The following is an 18,639-nucleotide window of genomic DNA, read 5'->3' on the forward strand; positions in this document are numbered from 1 at the left end:
GACGTTTGTGCGACGACACGCCGGCGTACGTCGCATAAACGTCAGGGACTACCCCAAAAGAGAGGTGAGACTCAGCGGGCGCGCTTGGACAGGCGCTCGACGTCCATAATGACGACCGAGCGGGGTTCCAGTCGCAGCCAACCGCGCGAGGCGAAGTCGGCCAAGGCCTTGTTGACGGTCTCGCGGGAGGCGCCGACCAACTGGGCCAACTCCTCCTGGGTGAGGTCGTGGTGGACGTGTACGCCGTCGTCGGCGGTCCGGCCGAAGCGGTCGGCGAGGTCCAGCAGTGCCTTGGCGACTCGGCCGGGGACGTCGGAGAAGACCAGGTCGGCCACCACGTCGTTGGCCTTGCGCAGGCGGGCCGCCAACTGGGAGAGGAGGCCGCGGGCCACCATCGGGCGACCGTCGAGCCACCGCAGCAGGTCCTCGTGCGACAGGGAGGCGAAAGCGGAGTCGGTGACGGCGGTGACCGTGGCCGAGCGCGGGCCGGGATCGAAGAGCGACAGCTCACCGAACATCTGGCCGGGGCCGAGGATCGCCAGTAGGTTCTCGCGGCCGTCCGCGGAGGTGCGGCCGAGCTTCACCTTGCCGTCCAGGACGATGTACAGCTTGTCGCCGGAGTCGCCCTCGTGGAAGAGGACCTCACCGCGGCGGAGCCGGCTGTCCGTCATGGAAGCGCGCAGGGCGGTGGCGGCCTCGTCGTCCAGAGCGCTGAACAAAGGGGCTTGACGGAGTACGTCGTTATCCACGGATCCTCCTATGAGGGGGTGTGCGGCCACAGGGTGCACGTGATCCTATCCAGTGGCATGGGTCACAGGACAATGCCGGGTCTACTCCAGTGGACACCCGACGTTTGTCGGAGGCGACCCGTAGGCTGCTCTCGTGCTTGCCGACGAGACTCAGACAGGGCTGGTACGCCGCGCTCGCAAGACGAATCGGATGCTCGCCGAGACCTACCCGGACGCCCACTGCGAGCTCGACTTCGACGATGCGTTCCAGTTGCTCGTGGTGACCGTGCTCAGTGCGCAGACGACCGACAAGCGGGTCAACAAGGTCCGCCCCACGCTGTTCGCGGCGTACCCCGACCCTGTGGCGATGGCCGCCGCCCAACGCGAGGACCTCGAGACCATCCTCGGGCCGTTGGGTTTCTTCCGGGCCAAGACCGAGAGCGTGCTGAAGCTCAGCGCCGCGCTGTTGGCCGACCACGAGGGCCAGGTGCCGGGTCGACTCGAGGACCTCGTCAAGCTTCCCGGCGTCGGCCGCAAGACCGCCAACGTCGTCCTCGGGAACGCCTTCGACGTCCCCGGCATCACCGTCGACACCCACTTCGGCCGCCTCGCCCGACGTTTGGGGTGGACCGACGAGACCGATCCCGTGAAGGTCGAGCACGCCATCGGAGCACTGTTCCCCAAGCATGATTGGACCATGCTCAGCCACCACCTTGTGTGGCACGGCAGGCGCGTGTGTCACGCCAAGAAGCCGGCCTGCGGCGCATGCCCGGTCGCCCACTGGTGCCCTTCCTACGGTGAGGGGCCGATCGACCCGGTCGCCGCCGCGATGCTGGTCAAGACCGAGGGCCCCGCATGAGACACCCGAGGACGCTGTCTGTTCGACGCCGGGTCGTCGCAGCCCTGGCCCTGAGCCTCGCCCTGGCCGGGTGCAGCAGTGCCAGCAGCACCAGCGGGCCGGAGATAACCACGCTGCCCGAGGTGTCCTTGAATGACTTCGACACCCCCGACGCAGGCCCGCAGACCGACCTGTCGACACTCACCGGACCCCTGGTGGTCAACCTCTTCGCCTCCTGGTGCGGACCCTGCGAAGCGGAAATGCCGATCCTCGAGGACTTCCACAACCAGTACGGCGCCGAGGTCGAGCTGATCGGGATCGACCACAAGGACCCCAACCGTGGTGCCGCGGAGAGCCTCGTCGAGAAGACCGGGGTGACCTACCGACTCCTGGACGACTCGCGTGGTGACCTGGACGCTGCCCCGCCCTTCCCGGCCACCCGCGGCCTGCCCTTCCTGGCCTTCGTGGACGCCGAGGGCACCGTCACCAACATGCAGTACGCCGAGATCACCAGCGTCGAGCAACTCGTCGGACTGGTCGAAGAGCACCTGGGAGTCACGCTATGAACGCCCCAGCCACCCACGGTCGGGACCAGAGCGGCGACGCCGCCGGCGAGTTGCCCGAATGGCTGCGGCCCGTGGAGGCGGGGGCCCGCTCGATCACCGTGCACGAGCTGACCCGTTTCATGCCCCCGGAGGACTCTGACCCACGCCGCGGTGCCGTGCTGATGCTCTTCGGGGAGGGCGAGCACGGACCCGACCTGCTGCTCACCGAACGCGCCCACCACATGCGGTCCCATCCCGGCCAGGTGTCGTTCCCGGGCGGGACGATCGATCCCGGCGAGACCCCTCGGCAGGCCGCGTTGCGGGAGGCTGAGGAGGAGACCGGACTTCAGGCCACCGGGGTCGACGTCTTCGCGGAGCTGCCCGAGCTGTGGCTGCCCCCGAGCAACTTTGCGGTCACCCCCCTGCTGGCCTACTGGCGCACGCCCTGCCCGGTCTCGGTGGTCTCCCCCGACGAGGTGCACGCGGTCTATCGTGTGCCGATCTCCGAGCTGACCGACCCGAGCCTGCGGATCGCCGTACGCCACCCCAGCGGATGGGTGGGGCCAGGATTCCTGATCGGCGACGAGAAGGACGTCATTCTCTGGGGCTTCACCGCCGGCATCATCTCGCGGCTCTTCGACTTCCTCGGTTGGACCGGTGAACTGCCGGACCTGCCCCACCACGATCTTCCCGAGCACATGCTGGTCGGGCAGCCCACCAGCCTCAACGTGCAGGCCAACACCGACTTCATCGAACGGGGCCCTGCCAGGTGAATGTTCTCGACTGGATCCTGGTGGTCCTGGTCCTTGCCTACGCACTCTCCGGCTATTGGCAGGGGTTCGTCACCGGCGCCTTCGCCACCACCGGCCTGTTGGCGGGCGGGCTGTTCGGGGTCTGGCTCGCCCCGGTGGTCCTCGGGGGCTCCGACCCGTCTCTGACGGTGTCCCTGGGCGCCCTGTTCATCGTGATCCTGGCGGCGTCCCTGGGCCAGGCCACGCTGCAGTACGCCGGCGCCCGGATCCGCGACAAGATCACCTGGCAGCCCGCTCGGGCCGTCGACGCGGTCGGTGGTGCCGCGCTGAGTGCGGTGGCGGTGCTGATCGTGGCCTGGGCCCTCGGTGTGGCCATCTCGGGATCGCGGATCGGCGCGATCACGCCCCTGGTCCGCGGCTCCGCGGTGCTGGCCAAGGTCGACACCGCCCTGCCCCAGGCCGCCACCCGCACCCTGGGTGCCTTCAACTCGGTGGTCGGCACCGGCTTTTTCCCGCAGTACCTCGAGCCGTTCGCCCCCGAACGCATCGTGGAGGTCGGTCCTGGCCCCCAACGCCTGCTGACGGACCCGGATGTCGTCAACGCCCAAACGCGGGTTCTCAAGATCCGCGGCACCAACGCTTGCGGCCGCGGCGTCGAGGGCACTGGCTTCGTCTACGCCCAGGACCGCCTGATGACCAACGCCCACGTGGTGGCCGGGATCAACGATCCGGAGGTTCTGATCGGCGGCTCGAGCGAGCCGGCCAAGGTCGTCTACTACAACCCAGACCTGGACGTCGCGGTCCTGGCCGTGTCGACCCCTTCCGTGGAGCCCCTTCAGTTCGACCTCAGCGCCGAGGCCAGCGACGGGGTGGCGATCCTGGGTTACCCCCTCGACGGACCGTACGACGTCCAGCCCGGTCGTATCCGTTCGGAGCAGAAACTACGCTCGCCGAACATCTACGGCAACGGAGCGGTGATCCGGGAGGTCTTCTCGGTCCGAGGTCTCGTGCGTCCCGGCAACTCCGGTGGGCCGATCGTGTCCTCCGGTGGGGACGTGGTCGGAGTGGTCTTCGCGGCCTCGGTCACCGACCAGGACACCGGCTACGCCCTGACCGCGGACCAGGTTGCGGACAGCGCCACCTTCGGCCGGCAGAACACCGACCCCGTCTCGACGGGCAACTGCGCCACCTGATCGGACACGGCGGAGGTGGGGAGGGTCGGTGGAGGAGCGACCCGGTTTGTTACTAATTCGTGGATAAGTCGTTAACGTTTGGTTCTGAGGGCGTGGCAAGCGGCCCCCTACAGTTACATCAGTCAGCCAGATCCGGGGGGATAGGGCTGACAAAGAGTCGGAGGAAGATCCGGGGGGATCAAGATCCTGGCTCCAGAACAGAAGTTGACCTGCTTGACGCGTCGGGGGATGCGGATAGCGGGTCCTTCTGCATTTCGGGGACCTTTTCTCTGGGACCTTTTGCATGGGGACCCGGCGGTGACCGTCGCAGCGCACAAAGAAGCCGCCGCACCAGGAATCCCGGGCGGCGGCTCGATGGGCTGTTGTCAGGGCGTGCGCTGGCCCTTGAGGGCCTTGGGGATCTCTTTGCCCTGGGCGATGGCCTTCTTCGGAGGGCCCACCTTCTTGACCTTCTTGATGCCGACGAACACGCACAGGCCGGCGAGGAGGAGGTAGAAGCCGAAGACGATCAGGAACGCCCAGTGCAGCGCGAGGCCGGAGCCGTTCCAGTTGATGAAGTAGGCGATGGCCACCGAGAACATGATGACGGCCAGGACCGCCAGGAATGCCGCGGCGGCGAACAATCCCGCTCCGACGGCACCGAAACCGATGCTGACCTTCAGCTCGCTCTTGGCGAGCGCGATCTCCTTGCGGATCAAGGACGAAAGATCCTGGGTGGCGTCGTTGACGAGTCGGCCGATCGTGGGCTCCTCGGCCCCGTTCAGCGCGGTCTTCTCGGTTGCCATGTAGTCGTTCCTCGCGTCGTCGATCTGGCGATGGTCCGACGCCGCAGGGGCGCCGCTAGTGGGGAACCTTACCCATTGCTGGTTCCGGAGGCGTCGTCGCCCGAACCGGTGTCCCAGTGCTGCTCGTACACATCGGGTACGCCGTCCTGGTTCACGTCGAGCGTCTCGGCGTAGGTCAGGCGCTTGTAGACACGGTTGCGGGCGCGCAGGATGACGGTCGCGAGCAGCGCCGAGATCAGGGAGCCGACGAGGACTCCGACCTTGACCTGGTCGTCGGTCTCGCCGGTCCCGAAGGCCAACTCGCCGATCAGCAGCGAGACGGTAAAACCGATGCCGGCGAGCATCGACATACCGATGACGTCCCACCACGAGAGCTCGTCGTCCAGCTGAGCGCTGGTGAATCGGTGCAGCACCCAGGTCGAGCCTGCGATCCCGACCACCTTGCCGATGACCAGACCGGCGACGATGCCGATCGCGACCTTGCTGGACAGCGAGTCACCCAGCCCGCTGAAGCCTCCGACCGCCACGCCCGCCGCGAAGAACGCGAAGACGGGGACGGCGAAACCGGCGGACAGGGGGCGGACGGCGTGTTCGAAGTACTCGGCCATGCCCGGTCCGGCCTCGGGGCCGCCGGCGGCCTGGCTGCGGATGACCGGGACCGTGAAGCCCAGGACCACACCCGCGACGGTGGCGTGCACCCCGGACTCGTGGACCAGGACCCAGGCGACGAGCGCCAGAGGAATCAGGAGCCAGGGGAGAACCAGGCGCTTCTGAACGACGTAGGCGAACGCACCGATCGGCACGAGTGCGGCCAACAGATAGAGCGGCTCGAGGGAGTCGGTGTAGAAGATCGCGATGATCGTGATGGCCAGCAGGTCGTCGACCACGGCCAGGGTCAGCAGGAAGGTGCGCAGCCCCGAGGGCAGGTGGGAGCTGATGACGGCGAGCACCGCGACTGCGAAGGCGATGTCGGTGGCCGTCGGAATGGCCCAACCCTTCAGGGTGTCGGTGCCGAGGTTGATGATCGTGAACACGAGGGCCGGTGCGGCCATCCCGCCGACTGCGGCGGCGATGGGCAGTGCGGCTCGTCGTCGGTCACGCAGGTCGCCGGCCACGAACTCACGCTTGAGCTCCAGTCCGGCCACGAAGAAGAAGATGGCCAGGAGCCCATCGGCGGCCCAGGTGCCCAGGCTGAGGTTGAGATCGAAGCCGAAGAGTTCCGGTCCGATCTTGTAGTCACGCAGGGCGAAATAGGCGTCCGCGACGGGGAGGTTGGCCCAAACCAGCGCGATGGCCGCGCCGATGATCAGCAGGATCCCGCCGGTGGTCTCGGCGCGCAGGATCTCCGCGATCCGGGAGTTCTCGGTGAACGACCCCCGCCCGAAAAGACGGGTTCCGGATTGTTGCTCGGGTTGGTGATCGGTCACGTGGTGATCCTCGGTGGCTCGTCGATGGGTGGCGATCGGGGCATGCACGACTCTGTGCCGACCAGACTTCCCGGCTCACCGGACTCCACGATACCGACCCGGGTCAGGATCGGCCCACGTGTGGGGGTGAGCTGTGGATGAACCCCCTCACGCGGCGTACTCCGACGGAGTCCCCGGCGTACCGGGGACCCGTCCGCCGGAACGCTCAGTCCTCGCCCTTGCCGGACTCGGCACCCTTCGAGATGAGGTCCATCACAGAAGAGTCGGCCAGGGTGCTGACGTCGCCGACCTCGCGGTGTTCGGCCACGTCCCGCAGGAGGCGACGCATGATCTTTCCCGAGCGGGTCTTGGGCAGTTCGGCCACGATCATGATCTGCCGGGGCTTGGCGATGGGGCCGATCTGGGTGCGGACGTGGTTGCGCAGGTCCTCCACGATCGACTCGCCGCCGTCGCCGGCGTTGTCGCGCAGGATCACGAAGGCGCACACGGCCTGGCCGGTGTCCTCGTCCTTGGCCCCCACCACGGCGGCCTCGGCCACCTTGGGGTGCGAGACCAGGGCGGACTCGATCTCGGTGGTCGACAGGCGGTGTCCCGAGATGTTCATGACGTCATCGACGCGGCCGAGCACCCACAGGTCGCCGTCGCTGTCGAGCTTCGCGCCGTCGCCGGCGAAGTAGAAGCCCTCCTTGCGGAAGCGTGACCAGTAGGTGTCCTGGTACCGCTCGTCGTCGCCCCAGATGGTGCGCAACATCGCCGGCCACGGCTCGGTGAGCACCAGGTAGCCACCGGAGCCGTTCTCGACCCGTTCACCCTCCTCGTTCACGACCGCGGCCGCGACCCCGGGCAGCGGGATCATGGCGGAGCCGGGCTTGCCGTGGGTGACCCCGGGCAACGGGCTGATCATGATCATCCCGGTTTCGGTCTGCCACCAGGTGTCGACCACGGGGGTGCGGTCTGCGCCGATGACGTGGCGGTACCAGACGTAGGCCTCCGGGTTGATCGGCTCACCGACCGACCCCAGCAGGCGCAGGGAGGAGAGGTCGCGCTGGTCGGGGATCTCGCGTCCCTGCTTCATGAACGACCGGATCGCGGTGGGGGCGGTGTAGAAGAGCGACACCTTGTGCTCCTCCACGATGTCCCACCAGCGCCCGCGCTCGGGGGAGTCGGGGGTCCCTTCGTAGAGCACCTGGGTCACGCCGTTGGCCAGCGGTCCGTAGACGATGTAGGAGTGGCCGGTCACCCAGCCGATGTCGGCGGTGCACCAGTACACATCCGTCTCCGGCTTCAGGTCGAAGACCGCCCAGTGCGTGTACGCCGCCCCGACCAAGTAGCCACCGGTGGTGTGCAGGATGCCCTTGGGCTTCCCGGTCGTGCCGGAGGTGTACATGACGTAGAGCGGGTGCTCGGCGTCGAAGGCCTCCGGGGTGTGCTCGGTGGAGGCACCGCCCACGGCGTCGTGCCACCAGACGTCGACCCCGTCGGTCCAGGAGTCTTCGGGCAGGTCCTGCCCGGTGCGGCGTACGACGAGCACGTTGCGGACGGTGTGCCCCTGCTCCTCGGCCTTGCCGCGGGCCTCGTCGACGGCCGGCTTGAGGGCGGAGGCCGAACCGCGGCGGTAGCCGCCGTCCGCGGTGATCACGACCTCGGCCTGGCAGTCGACCAGACGGGTGGCCAGGGCGTCGGAGGAGAAGCCGCCGAAGACCACCGTGTGGGGAGCACCCAACCGGGCGCAGGCCAGCATCGCCACGATCGCCTCGGGGATCATCGGCATGTAGATCGCGATCCGGTCACCGGTCTTGACGCCCAGGTCGATCAGGGCGTTGGCGGCCTGGGAGACCTCGTCCTTCAACTGGGCGTAGGTGATGTCGCGCTTGTCGTCGATCGGCTCACCCACGAAGTGCAACGCCACCTTGTCCCCACGGCCGGCCTCGACGTGCCGGTCGACGCAGTTGTACGCCGCATTGAGCTTCCCGCCGACGTACCACTTGGCGAAGGGCGGGTTGTCCCAGTCGAGGACGCGGTCCCAACGGGTGTCCCAGGTCAGGCGTTCGGCCTGCTCGGCCCAGAAACCCTCCCGGTCCTGCTCCGCACGGGCGTAGGCCTCCTCGGTGAGGTTGGCGTTGGCGGCCAGTTCGGCGGGTGGCTCGAACCGGCGGTCCTCCTTGAGGAGGTTGGACAGGGTGTCGTCGCTCATGGCTTTGTCTCCTCGGCCTTCGTACGGGCAGGTCTGGGGTGTGGTCTCGATCTCACCGTAACCACGGTTGGCCGCAGGTCGGTCGCCGAGTCGGCGCTAGTTGCACGCTTAGCGCCGACTCGGCGCCTTCTGCGCGTCAAGTTGCGCCGACTCGGCGACTGGTGAGGGGGATGGGGTGGAGATGGAGCTGGATCAGTGGTTGACGACCGCCTTCTCGGAGCCGGCGCCGGTCAGGGCCCGTACCTCGAGCTCGGTGAACCGGTCCTCGGCAGCCGGTTCGCGACGGGTCAGGGTGCCGATGATGCCCAGCAGGAAGCCCAGCGGGATCGACACGATGCCGGGGTTGGCCAGCGGGAACCAGGCGAAGTCGGCCCCCGAGATCAGCGCGGTCTCCGAGCCCGACATGGTCGGGGAGAAGACGACCAGGCCGACCGCGGAGATCAGCCCGCCGTAGATGCTGAACAGGGCCCCGCGGGTGTTGAACCGACGCCAGAAGATGTTCAGCACGATCGTCGGCAGGTTCGCCGAGGCGGCCACCGCGAAGGCCAACGCCACCAGGAAGGCGATGTTGAGGCTTTGGGCGGGGATGGCCAGCAGGATCGCCACCAGTCCGATGCCACCCGCGGCGATCCGGGTCACCTTGATCTCCTCGGCCTCGGTGGCCTCGCCCTTGCGGAACACGTTGTTGTAGACGTCGTGGGCCACCGAGGCCGACGAGGTGAGGGTCAGGCCGGCCACCACGGCGAGGATGGTCGCGAAGGCGACCGCCGCGATGAGGGCCAGCAGGATCGCGCCACCGGTGGATCCGGCACCGCCGCCGACTTCCTCGGCGAGTCGGGGTGCCGCCAGGTTTCCGGAGGCATCGAGCGTGGAGGTGTCCAGCAGGGCCGCGGCACCGAAGCCGAGGACCAGCGTGAAGAGGTAGAAGACGCCGATCAGGCCGATGGCCCACAGCACCGACTTGCGGGCGTCCGCCGCGGTCGGAACTGTGTAGAAGCGGATCAGGATGTGCGGCAGGCCGGCGGTGCCGAGCACGAGAGCCAGGCCCAGGCTGACGAAGTCGAGCTTGCTGGTCAGGTCGGCGCCGTACTTCAGACCGGGTTCGAGGAAGGCCTGACCCTTGCCGCTGTTGTCGGCTGCGGCACCGAGCAGGTCGGAGAGGTTGAAGTTGAACTGCAACAGGACCAGGAACACGATCAGGGCCGAACCGGTCATCAACAGGATCGCCTTGACGATCTGGACGTACGTCGTGCCCTTCATGCCGCCGACGGTGACGTAGAAGATCATCAGTACGCCGACCCCCAGGATCACGATGTTCTTCACCGCCTGGCTGTCGACCCCGAGCAGGAGCGCGACCAGTACGCCGGCGCCCACCATCTGGGCGAGCAGGTAGAAGATCGAGACCACCACGGTGGAGGTGGCAGCGGCCATCCGGACCGGGGTGCGGTTCATCCGGAAGGCGAGTTGGTCGGCCATCGTGAACCGGCCGGAGTTACGCAGCATCTCGGCGACCAGCAGGAGCGCGACCAGCCACGCGACCAGGAAGCCGATCGAGTAGAGGAAGCCGTCGTACCCGGAGAGCGCGATGATCCCGGAGATCCCGAGGAACGAGGCGGCGGACATGTAGTCGCCGCCGATGGCCAGTCCGTTCTGCAGCGGCGAGAAGCCGCGCCCGCCGGCGAAGTAGTCGGCGGTGCCGGAGGTCGAACGGCTGGCCTTCACGGTGATGCCGATGGTCAGCGCGACCACCGAGAGGAACAGGACGGTGGTGAGGACTTGGGTGTTCATATCAGCGCTTGCCCTTCTCGTACTGCTCGTTGAGGGAGTGACCCAGGGGGTCGAGCCGACTGGTGGAGTAGCGGCTGTAGACGTAGGCGATGGCGAAGGTGCTCGCGAACTGGAGCAGACCGAAGACCAGGGCGACGTTGATGTTGCCGAAGAGCTTGTGGCCCATGAAGCCGCCGGCCCAGTTCGACATGACGACGTACAGCAGGAACCAGGCCAGGAAGCCGACCGTCACCGGGATGACGAAGCTCCGGTAGCGGCGGCGCAGTTCGATGAACTCGGGGTCTTGCGACAGGGCGTCGTACACGGGATCGTGCCGCGCCGCCTGTTCGTGCTCGGGAGGTGTGGTGCTGGACATCGTCGTCGCCTTTCGTCGAGGGTCCCGGTGGGACGCCGGTCACATTAGGAGTGGCCCACGTCACGACGACAGAGGTGAGGTACGACGAATCGGTCAGCGGACAACGCGCGTCGGTAAGCGGTCGATCCCGGCCGGTGAACGGTCGAGGGCGACCGGCGGTGTGGGGAGGCGCGAGCGTCAGCCTCGGTTGAGCTTGACCGCTTCGGGAGTGTGCAGACGCACCATGAAGCGGCGCGCGTGTGGGGGCACGAGGTGCTGGGTGAGCAGCGAGACACCGATCATCACGCCGAAGGCGAGCGGGATCGACCAGGCGGCCGGTTGCGCGAGCAGCGCAGCGGTCCACGTGCTGGGTTCGGGTCCGTCCCGGGTCATCAGGGAGTAGACGACCCCCGCACCCGAACCGATCCCCCCGACGGCCAGCCCCGCCACGGCGCCGACGCCGGTGAGTCGGCGCCACCAGATGCCGAGCACCAGCAGCGGGCAGAAGGTGGAGGCGGAGACGGCGAAGGCGAGACCCACCGCACGGGCGACCGACAGGTCCGGGGTGGCAAGAGAGACCACCAGTGGCACCGCCACCGCGATCAGCGCGCCCACGCGGAACGCGGTGGGTCCGGAGAGTCGGTGTTGGTTCTGCCGACCCCAAGGTCGACCGGTGACGTCCTGGGTCAGGACGCCGGCGACGGCGATGGCCAGCCCGGAGGAGGTCGACAGGAACGCCGCGAACGCGCCCGCGGTGACCAGTCCGGTCAGGAGTTCGCCGCCCAGGCCTGGCAGCATCAGGCGAGGCAGATCGAGCACCAGGGTGTCGGACCGGCCGGGGTCGGCGCCGTACATCCGGCCCAGGACGGCGTACACCGGCGGCAGGACGTAGAACGCGCCGAGCAGCGCCAACACGACCAGGGTGGTGCGGCGGGCCGCGCGCCCGTCGGGGTTGGTGTAGAAGCGGACCACCACATGGGGAAGACCCATGGTGCCCAGCACCGTGGCGGCGATCAGGGAGTACGTCGTGTAGAGGCTCCGGCCGCCGAGATCGCCCAACGGGAGCGACCAAGAGTCCCCGTCGACCGCGCTGAGGCTGTCGAGGTCCACCGTCGAGGCGACGGTGGCGTCGCCCTGGATCGCGATCAGCAGCACCATCAGGGGCAGGAGGAGGGCGGTGAGCTTCAGCCAGTACTGGAAGGCCTGGACGAAGGTGATGCTGCGCATGCCGCCCGAGGCCACGCTGACCAGCACGATCGCCCCCACGGTCACCGGGCCGACCCACAGCGGGGCGTCGAGGGCTGCGGTCAGGGTCAGTCCCGCCCCCTGGAACTGCGGCATCATGTAGAGCCAGGCGATCGCGACCACGAGCGTCGAGCAGGCGGCGCGCACGCGCCGCGATCCGAGTCGGGCCTCGGCGAAGTCGGGCAGGGTGTAGGCCCCCGACCGACGCAGCGGGGCCGCGATGAGGACCAGCAGCATGAGATAGCCGGCGGTCCACCCGATCGGGTACCACAGCATCTGAGCCCCGAAGGTGAGAACCAGGCTGGCCACCCCGAGGAACGAGGCGGCCGAGAGGTACTCCCCACCGATCGCCGAGGCGTTCAGGGCCGGGCGCACCGACCGGGAGGCGACGAAGAAGTCGCTCGTCGTACGCGACAGGCGCAGCCCCCAGGTGCCGATGGCGAGGGTCGCCAGGGTGACGGCCACGACGGCCACGAAGCCCGGGATGGTCGAGACGTTCACCGTTCGAGCTCGCCCACCAGGTCGGTGAAGTCGGCGTCGTTGCGTTCGGCCCGGCGGACGTACCGCCAGCCCAGGAACACCAACCAGGGGTAGACCAGCACCCCGAGCACCAGCCAGACCAGCGGCACCCCCAGCAGGCGTACATCGGCCAGTCCGGGCGCCAGGTGGAACAGCAGTGGCATCACGCCGACCGTCAGGGCCAGCCCCGCGATGATGCGCAGGGCCAGCAGGAGTTGCTCGCGCAGAAGCGCCCCCAGGTAGAGGTCGCCCAGCGGGGTCTCGTCGTCGATGTCGCCGACGCGGGACCGGGGCACGGCGCTGCGGCGGGCCGGTCCGGTGACCCGCACGCGGGCCGGTCTGTTCTCACTCACGAGCCACTCACGAGCCACTCACGACCCGTTCCGGATCAACAGGTCGCGCAGCGCGCGGGTGTGTCGGCGGCTCACGGCGAGTTCGGCGGGCGGATCGGTGCCCACGACCACCCGACAGCGCCCGTCCTCGACCCGGACCTCTGCGACGTGGGCGAGGGCCACCAGGGAGGACCGGTGGATGCGCACGAATCCCGCCGGACCCCACTGGTCCTCCAGGCTCGCCAGGGACACCCGGACCAGGTGGGAGTCGGTGGCGGTGTGGAGACGCGCGTAATCCCCCTGCGCCTCGATGTGGGTCACGTCGGCACGGTCGATGAAGCGGGTGACACCGCCACGCTCGACCGCGATCTGGGTCTCCTGAGCGGGTTCGGCGGGGCGTTCGGCGCCCTCGATCACGCGGCGTACCGCCTCGGCGAGACGCTCGGGGCGGACCGGCTTGAGGACGTAGTCGAGGGCCTGCAACTCGAAGGCCTCCACCGCGTGGGACTCGTGGGCGGTGACGAAAACGATCGGCGGAGGTCGGCGGAAGCGGCCGAGGATCGCCGCGAGTTCGAGGCCGTCCAGGCCGGGCATCGAGACGTCGAGGAAGACCCCATCGACGTCCTCCTCCCGCAGAATGCGCAACCCCTGCGTGGCCGAGTCGCACGTCAGCACCTCGGCGACCCGATCGTCACGCCGCAGCAGATAGGCGAGCTCGTCGAGGGCGGGGCGCTCGTCGTCGACCACCAGCAGCCGCAACCCGGTGGCGTCGGGGGAGGCGGCGTTCACGCGCTCACCCCGGTGGCGAACTTGGGCACCCGGACGGTGACTTTGGTGCCGGCTCCGGGGGCGGTCTCGACGACCAGGCCGTAGTCGTCGCCGTACGTCGTGCGCAACCGGGCGTCGACATTGCCCAGCCCGACGGAGTCCACGGCGGAGTCCCCGGCCAGGGCGCGGCGTACCTTCTCCGGGTCCTCGCCGGCCCCGTCGTCCTCGACCTCGATCACGCACTCCTGGCCACGGTCGCGGGCGATGATGCGGATGTGCCCGGCGCCGTCGTCGGAGCGCCGCTCGAGCCCGTGGCGTACGGCGTTCTCCACCAACGGCTGGATGCACAGGAAGGGCACCGCCACCGGCAGCACCTCGGGCGCGATGCTCAGGGTGATGTCGAGGCGGTCACCGAAGCGGGCCTTCTCCAGCAGGAGGTAGCGCTCGATCGACTTCAACTCCTCCGCCAGGGTCGTGTAGTCGCCGTGGCGGCGGAAGGAGTAGCGGGTGAAATCGGCGAACTCCAACAACAGCTCACGGGCGCGGTCGGGATCGGTGCGTACGAAGCTGGCGATCGCACCGAGGGAGTTGTAGATGAAGTGGGGGCTGATCTGGGCGCGCAGGGCCCGGACCTCCGCCTCCATCAGCCGGTTGCGCGAGGCGTCGAGTTCGGCGAGTTCGAGTTGGCCCGAGACCCAGCCGGCCACCTCGTCGGTGGCGCGAGCCAGGCCTGCGGTGGGCTGCGGTGCGAACGCCTGGACCGTGCCGACGACGCGTTCCTCCACCACGAGCGGACTGACCACGACCGCTCGGATCGGACATCCCGACCGGCCACAGGCCACGTCGCCCCGACCGAAGCTGTGGGTGGCGCCGCGGTCCAGGGTGCGGGTCACCAATGCAGGCACGTGCTGGCGATGGTGGTCGTAGGGACCATCCCAGGCGAGCGCCGTCACGGTGTCGGTGAGGGCCAACGAGGTGACGCCGAGCAGGTTGCGCAGGTGCCGCACCGAACGCTCGGCGCTCTCGGTGTTCAGACCTTCACGCAGTGCGGGCGAGGCCAGGGACGCGCTGTGCAGGGCGCGGAAGGTCGCTCGGTCCGCATCGGTCCCGAGGTGTGTCCGCCGCCACATGCGCGCCATGGGGTCATCGTGCCTCACCGATCACCCGGGCACGACCTGCCGAGCGGGAACGGCGGAGAGGTCGAGTCCACGCCGAGTCGGCGCGTGTTGACGCAACTAGCGCCGACTCGGGCCGCTTCCAGAGTCAATTAGCGCCGACTCGCGGGGAAACCGGAGTCATATGGCGGTGGAGGGTGGTCGTGAGGGTGTGAGGCCTGTGAGGTCGTGAGGACAAGTTGATTCCCTCGTTCCCAGAAGTGACACAACCCGGAAACCTCGGAGCGCTTCCATGGCTGTCATCCCCACCAGCAAGTCCCCGTCTCGGGCCCAGCGCCCTGTGAACACTGGAGAAACGACGATGACCCTGACCAGCCAACCACCGGTCGAACCTCTTGCCCCACCCCGGCGTCGCACCGGCCGCTGGATCGAGGACTGGCGTCCCGAGGACCCCGACTTCTGGGAGAACGGCGGGAAGCAGGTCGCTCGCCGCAACCTGATCTGGTCGATCTTCGCCGAACACCTCGGCTTCTCGGTCTGGCTGATCTGGAGCGTCAGCGCGGCGTTCCTCGTCGCCAGCGGCTTCTCCTTCTCCCCGCAGCAACTCTTCTTGCTGGTGGCGATACCGAACCTGGTCGGAGCCCTGCTCCGGTTGCCCTACACCTTCGCCGTCCCCAAGTTCGGTGGCCGCAACTGGACGATGATCAGTGCGGCGATGCTGCTCATTCCGACCCTGAGTTTCGCGGTCGTGGTGCAGAACCCGGACACGCCGTACTGGGTGTTCTGCCTGATCGCCGCGTCGGCCGGCTTCGGTGGCGGCAACTTCGCCTCCTCGATGGCCAACATCAACTTCTTCTACCCGGCGGCCAAGAAGGGTGCCGCTCTCGGCCTCAACGCGGCCGGCGGCAACCTGGGCGTCTCGATCATCCAGCTGCTGCTGCCCGTCATGGTCGGTGGCGCCGGGATCTTCGGTCTGGTCAAGGCCAGCGAAGGCGGCATCAACCTCGAGCGCGCCGCCTGGGTGTACGCCGGCCTCGCGGTCATCGCCACCGCTGCGGCGTACTTCTTCATGGACAATCTCGGCACTGCGCAGTCCAAGCCCCGCGAGCAACTCCAGGTCGTCCGGGAGCCGCACACCTGGATCATGGCGTTTCTCTACATCGGCACCTTCGGCTCGTTCATCGGCTACTCCGCAGCGATGCCGTTGCTGATCAAGCTCAACTTCTGGGTCCCCGAGCCGGCCCCGCTGGGCACCGGGATCTTCTTCGCCTACTACGCCTTCCTCGGGGCCGGCGTCGGCTCCGCGACTCGGCCCTTCGGTGGCTGGCTGGCCGACAAGTACGGCGGCGCCCGGATCACGCTCTACTCGTTCCTCGCGATGATCGGCTTCACCCTCGCCGTGCTGTGGACCTTGACCCAGCTCACCCCGAACCCGGCCGCCGACCCCGCGATCGCCCTGGACAACAAAACCTGGTTCCCCTACTTCTTGGGCTTCTTCCTCTGTGTCTTCGCCGCTACCGGCATCGGCAACGGCTCGGCGTACAAGATGATCCCCGCGATCTGGCGGGCCAAGGTCGAGCGCACCACCGAGGCTGGAACCCCGGGCCGAGCCCGCGCCATCGTCGAGTCGACCAAGCAGGCCTCGGCGACCCTCGGCGTCGTCGGTGCGGCAGGTGCTCTTGGCGGCTTCCTGATCCCCCTCGGCTTCGCGGCCCCCTGGGTGGACAACCCGCTCTCGGCCACCAAGGGCGCCTTCATGGTCTTCACGCTCTACTACGTCGCCTGCGCCGTCGTCTGCTGGACGGTCTACCTGCGACGGACCGCCGGCGCCGAGCACACCCACGCCGGCGTCTGACCCTCGGCAGGCTCGTCCACCACCGCCGTTGGTCGAGCCTGTCGAGACCCACCCCCTTCAGCACCAGAACGGAACACCGTGCCCACCAAGACGCACTGCCCCTACTGCTCGTTGCAGTGCGGGCTCACCCTGACCGCGCCCACCGGACGGGCGCGCAACCAGGCGCTCGAGGTCAGCGAGTGGCCGGAGTTCCCGGTCAACGAAGGGGCCCTGTGTCGCAAGGGATGGAGCGCCGGTGGACTGCGGGGGCACCGGGAACGGTTGACCACGCCCCTGCTGCGCGACCGGGAGACCGGTGAGCTGCGGTCCGCCTCGTGGGACGAGGCGCTCGACGTGGTCGCCGCAAGGGTCCGAGACCTGCAGGTCCAGGGCGGTGCCGACTCGATCGCCGTCTTCGGCGGAGGCGGGTTGACCAACGAGAAGGCCTATCAGCTCGGCAAGTTCGCCCGGGTGGCGCTCGGCACCTCCCAGATCGACTACAACGGCCGCTGGTGCATGTCCTCGGCAGCGACCGCCGGTAACCAGGCGTTCGGAGTCGACAGGGGGTTGCCCTTTCCACTGAGCGACCTCGAGCAGACCGACCTGCTGATCCTGGTCGGGTCGAACCTGGCCGAGACCATGCCTCCCGCCGCTCGCCACCTCGACCGGCTGCGGGAGCGCGGCGGTCGCGTGGTCGTGATCGACCCGCGGCGGACCAGCACCGCCGAGCGGGCCGACCTCTTCGTCCAACCGGTGCCCGGGACCGACCTGCCGCTGGCGTTGGGGGTGTTGCATCTGCTGATCGCGGCCGGCGCCGTGGACGAGGAGTACGTCGCCGCCCGCACCACCGGCTTCGACGCGGTACGACGCGATGCGGCGGCCTGGTGGCCCGAACGCGTCGAGCGGATCACGGGAGTATCCGTCGAGGAGCTGGGCTCGCTGGCCGACGCCCTGATCGCCGCGGCGTCGCCGGGAGGCGGCTCGGGCAGGGCCATCGTGCTGACCGCCCGAGGGGCCGAGCAGCACTCCCAGGGCACGGCGACCGTCTCGGCATGGATCAACGTGGCGTTGGCGCTGGGGCTCCCCGGGACGCCGTACGCCGGCTACGGCTGCCTGACCGGGCAGGGCAACGGCCAGGGCGGTCGCGAGCACGGACAGAAAGCCGATCAGTTGCCGGGCTACCGGATGATCGACGATCCCGAGGCGCGCGCCCACGTGGCCGGAGTCTGGGGCGTGCCGGCCGAAAGCCTCCCGGGGAAGGGGCGCTCGGCGTACGAACTGCTGACCTCGCTGGGGACCCCCGATGGGGCGTCCGGGCTGTTGGTCTTCGGCAGCAACATCGTCGTCTCCGCCCCGAACGCCGTTCACGTCACCGAGCGGTTGGCCGCTCTGGATCTTCTCGTCGTCGCCGACCTCGTGATGTCGGAAACCGCAGCGATGGCCGACGTGGTGCTTCCGGTGACCGAGTTCTCCGAGGAGACCGGGACCATGACCAATCTGGAGGGCCGGGTGATCCTGCGGGAGCAGGCCGTCGCCCCGCCGGAGGGCGTGCGCAGCGACCTCGATGTGCTCTCAGGCCTGGCTGAACGGCTCGAATCGCCGGTCCCGTTCGGCACCGACCCGGAAGAGATATTCGCCGAGCTCGGACGGGCTTCGGCCGGTGGGAAGGCGGACTACGCAGGCATCGACTACGTCCGGATCCGCAGCGAGCAGGGGGTCTTCTGGCCCTGCCCTACCCCCGAGCATCCCGGAACGCCGCGGATGTTCACCGACTCCTTCGCCACCCCGGACGGGCGGGCGCGCTTCGTGTCGGTCGACCATCACGGCCCGGCCGAGACGCCGTGCGACGACTATCCCGTGCACCTGACGACCGGTCGGGTGCTGGCGCAGTACCAGTCCGGCGCCCAGACCCGCCGGATCCGGGACCTGCCCGACGAGGGGCCCTTCGTGGAGCTGCACCCGACCCTGGCCGACCGGATCGGCGCCGTCGACGGGGCCCAGGTCGTCATCTCGACCCGGCGGGGGGAGATGAAGGCGCCGGCGCGGGTGAGGGACACGATCCGCCCCGACACGATCTTCGTGCCCTTCCACTGGGTCGGCGCGAACCGGCTCACCAACGACGCCCTCGACCCGGCCAGTCGGATGCCGGAGTTCAAGGTCTGCGCCGCGGCGGTGCGCGCATGAGTCGGGACATCTGGATTCCACCTGTGCTGTCGGGTGGCGGGTCGTGTGCCTTATCCCG

General features: G+C 68.7%; 16 protein-coding genes. 6 read left to right on the forward strand and 10 right to left on the reverse strand.

The features are described from left to right. Positions 1 to 71 precede the first annotated feature (71 nt). Positions 72 to 749: a Crp/Fnr family transcriptional regulator gene (locus tag ACYVLV_RS06050; protein WP_460808470.1), complete on the reverse strand. Its 678-nt coding sequence runs from the start codon at positions 747 to 749 to the stop codon at positions 72 to 74. Positions 750 to 882: 133 nt separating this feature from the next. Here ACYVLV_RS06050 and nth point away from each other — a divergent pair, with 133 nt between their 5' ends. Genes nth through ACYVLV_RS06070 form a run of 4 tightly spaced genes read left to right on the forward strand, consistent with a single transcriptional unit; the run spans position 883 to position 4,056 of the window. Next, positions 883 to 1,587, forward strand: a complete 705-nt coding sequence (gene nth / locus ACYVLV_RS06055; RefSeq protein ID WP_460808472.1) for an endonuclease III — start codon at positions 883 to 885, stop codon at positions 1,585 to 1,587. After that, positions 1,584 to 2,132 (forward strand): TlpA family protein disulfide reductase, encoded by a 549-nt coding sequence (locus ACYVLV_RS06060; protein ID WP_460808474.1) that lies wholly within the window; start codon positions 1,584 to 1,586, stop codon positions 2,130 to 2,132. The genes nth and ACYVLV_RS06060 overlap by 4 nt, the downstream gene beginning before the upstream one ends. Continuing rightward, the gene (locus ACYVLV_RS06065) at positions 2,129 to 2,884 is read left to right on the forward strand and encodes an NUDIX hydrolase (RefSeq protein WP_460808477.1); all 756 of its coding nucleotides are present in this window, start codon (positions 2,129 to 2,131) and stop codon (positions 2,882 to 2,884) included. Before ACYVLV_RS06060 ends, ACYVLV_RS06065 begins: the two co-directional genes overlap by 4 nt. Next, a complete protein-coding gene (locus tag ACYVLV_RS06070; protein WP_460808480.1) occupies positions 2,881 to 4,056 on the forward strand; it encodes a MarP family serine protease in 1,176 nt (391 codons plus the stop codon). The genes ACYVLV_RS06065 and ACYVLV_RS06070 overlap by 4 nt, the downstream gene beginning before the upstream one ends. 365 nt (positions 4,057 to 4,421) lie before the next feature. Here ACYVLV_RS06070 and ACYVLV_RS06075 read toward each other — a convergent pair whose 3' ends face one another. From ACYVLV_RS06075 to ACYVLV_RS06115, 9 genes are all read right to left on the reverse strand, one after another. Next, positions 4,422 to 4,841 carry a phage holin family protein gene (locus tag ACYVLV_RS06075; RefSeq protein WP_460808482.1) on the reverse strand — a complete coding sequence of 140 codons (420 nt, stop codon included), beginning with the start codon at positions 4,839 to 4,841 and terminating at the stop codon, positions 4,422 to 4,424. 68 nt (positions 4,842 to 4,909) lie between these two features. Then, entirely contained in the window at positions 4,910 to 6,268 is a 1,359-nt protein-coding gene (nhaA, locus tag ACYVLV_RS06080; RefSeq protein ID WP_460808483.1) for a Na+/H+ antiporter NhaA, read from the reverse strand. Between the two features lie 205 nt (positions 6,269 to 6,473). Next, positions 6,474 to 8,462 carry an acetate--CoA ligase gene (gene acs, locus ACYVLV_RS06085; RefSeq protein WP_460808485.1) on the reverse strand — a complete coding sequence of 663 codons (1,989 nt, stop codon included), beginning with the start codon at positions 8,460 to 8,462 and terminating at the stop codon, positions 6,474 to 6,476. A 192-nt stretch (positions 8,463 to 8,654) separates the two neighbouring features. Further along, a complete protein-coding gene (locus tag ACYVLV_RS06090) occupies positions 8,655 to 10,250 on the reverse strand; it encodes a solute symporter family protein (RefSeq protein ID WP_460808486.1) in 1,596 nt (531 codons plus the stop codon). A 1-nt stretch (position 10,251) separates the two neighbouring features. Continuing rightward, positions 10,252 to 10,605: a DUF485 domain-containing protein gene (locus tag ACYVLV_RS06095; protein WP_460808487.1), complete on the reverse strand. Its 354-nt coding sequence runs from the start codon at positions 10,603 to 10,605 to the stop codon at positions 10,252 to 10,254. A gap of 177 nt (positions 10,606 to 10,782) precedes the next feature. Continuing rightward, the gene (locus tag ACYVLV_RS06100) at positions 10,783 to 12,330 is read right to left on the reverse strand and encodes a sodium/solute symporter (protein ID WP_460808489.1); all 1,548 of its coding nucleotides are present in this window, start codon (positions 12,328 to 12,330) and stop codon (positions 10,783 to 10,785) included. Further along, positions 12,327 to 12,701, reverse strand: a complete 375-nt coding sequence (locus ACYVLV_RS06105) for a hypothetical protein (RefSeq protein WP_460808491.1) — start codon at positions 12,699 to 12,701, stop codon at positions 12,327 to 12,329. The genes ACYVLV_RS06100 and ACYVLV_RS06105 overlap by 4 nt, the downstream gene beginning before the upstream one ends. An 18-nt stretch (positions 12,702 to 12,719) precedes the next feature. Continuing rightward, positions 12,720 to 13,469, reverse strand: a complete 750-nt coding sequence (locus ACYVLV_RS06110) for a LytR/AlgR family response regulator transcription factor (protein WP_460808493.1) — start codon at positions 13,467 to 13,469, stop codon at positions 12,720 to 12,722. Beyond that, a complete protein-coding gene (locus tag ACYVLV_RS06115) occupies positions 13,466 to 14,587 on the reverse strand; it encodes a sensor histidine kinase (RefSeq protein WP_460808495.1) in 1,122 nt (373 codons plus the stop codon). The genes ACYVLV_RS06110 and ACYVLV_RS06115 overlap by 4 nt, the downstream gene beginning before the upstream one ends. Positions 14,588 to 14,924: 337 nt before the next feature. Between ACYVLV_RS06115 and ACYVLV_RS06120 the strand changes: the two genes are divergently transcribed. Then, complete coding sequence (locus tag ACYVLV_RS06120; protein WP_460808497.1) at positions 14,925 to 16,418, forward strand: MFS transporter; 1,494 nt, start codon at positions 14,925 to 14,927, stop codon at positions 16,416 to 16,418. Between the two features lie 78 nt (positions 16,419 to 16,496). Beyond that, the gene (locus ACYVLV_RS06125) at positions 16,497 to 18,581 is read left to right on the forward strand and encodes a molybdopterin oxidoreductase family protein (protein WP_460808499.1); all 2,085 of its coding nucleotides are present in this window, start codon (positions 16,497 to 16,499) and stop codon (positions 18,579 to 18,581) included. Positions 18,582 to 18,639 lie beyond the last annotated feature (58 nt).

Source organism: Nocardioides salsibiostraticola, assembly GCF_054783655.1.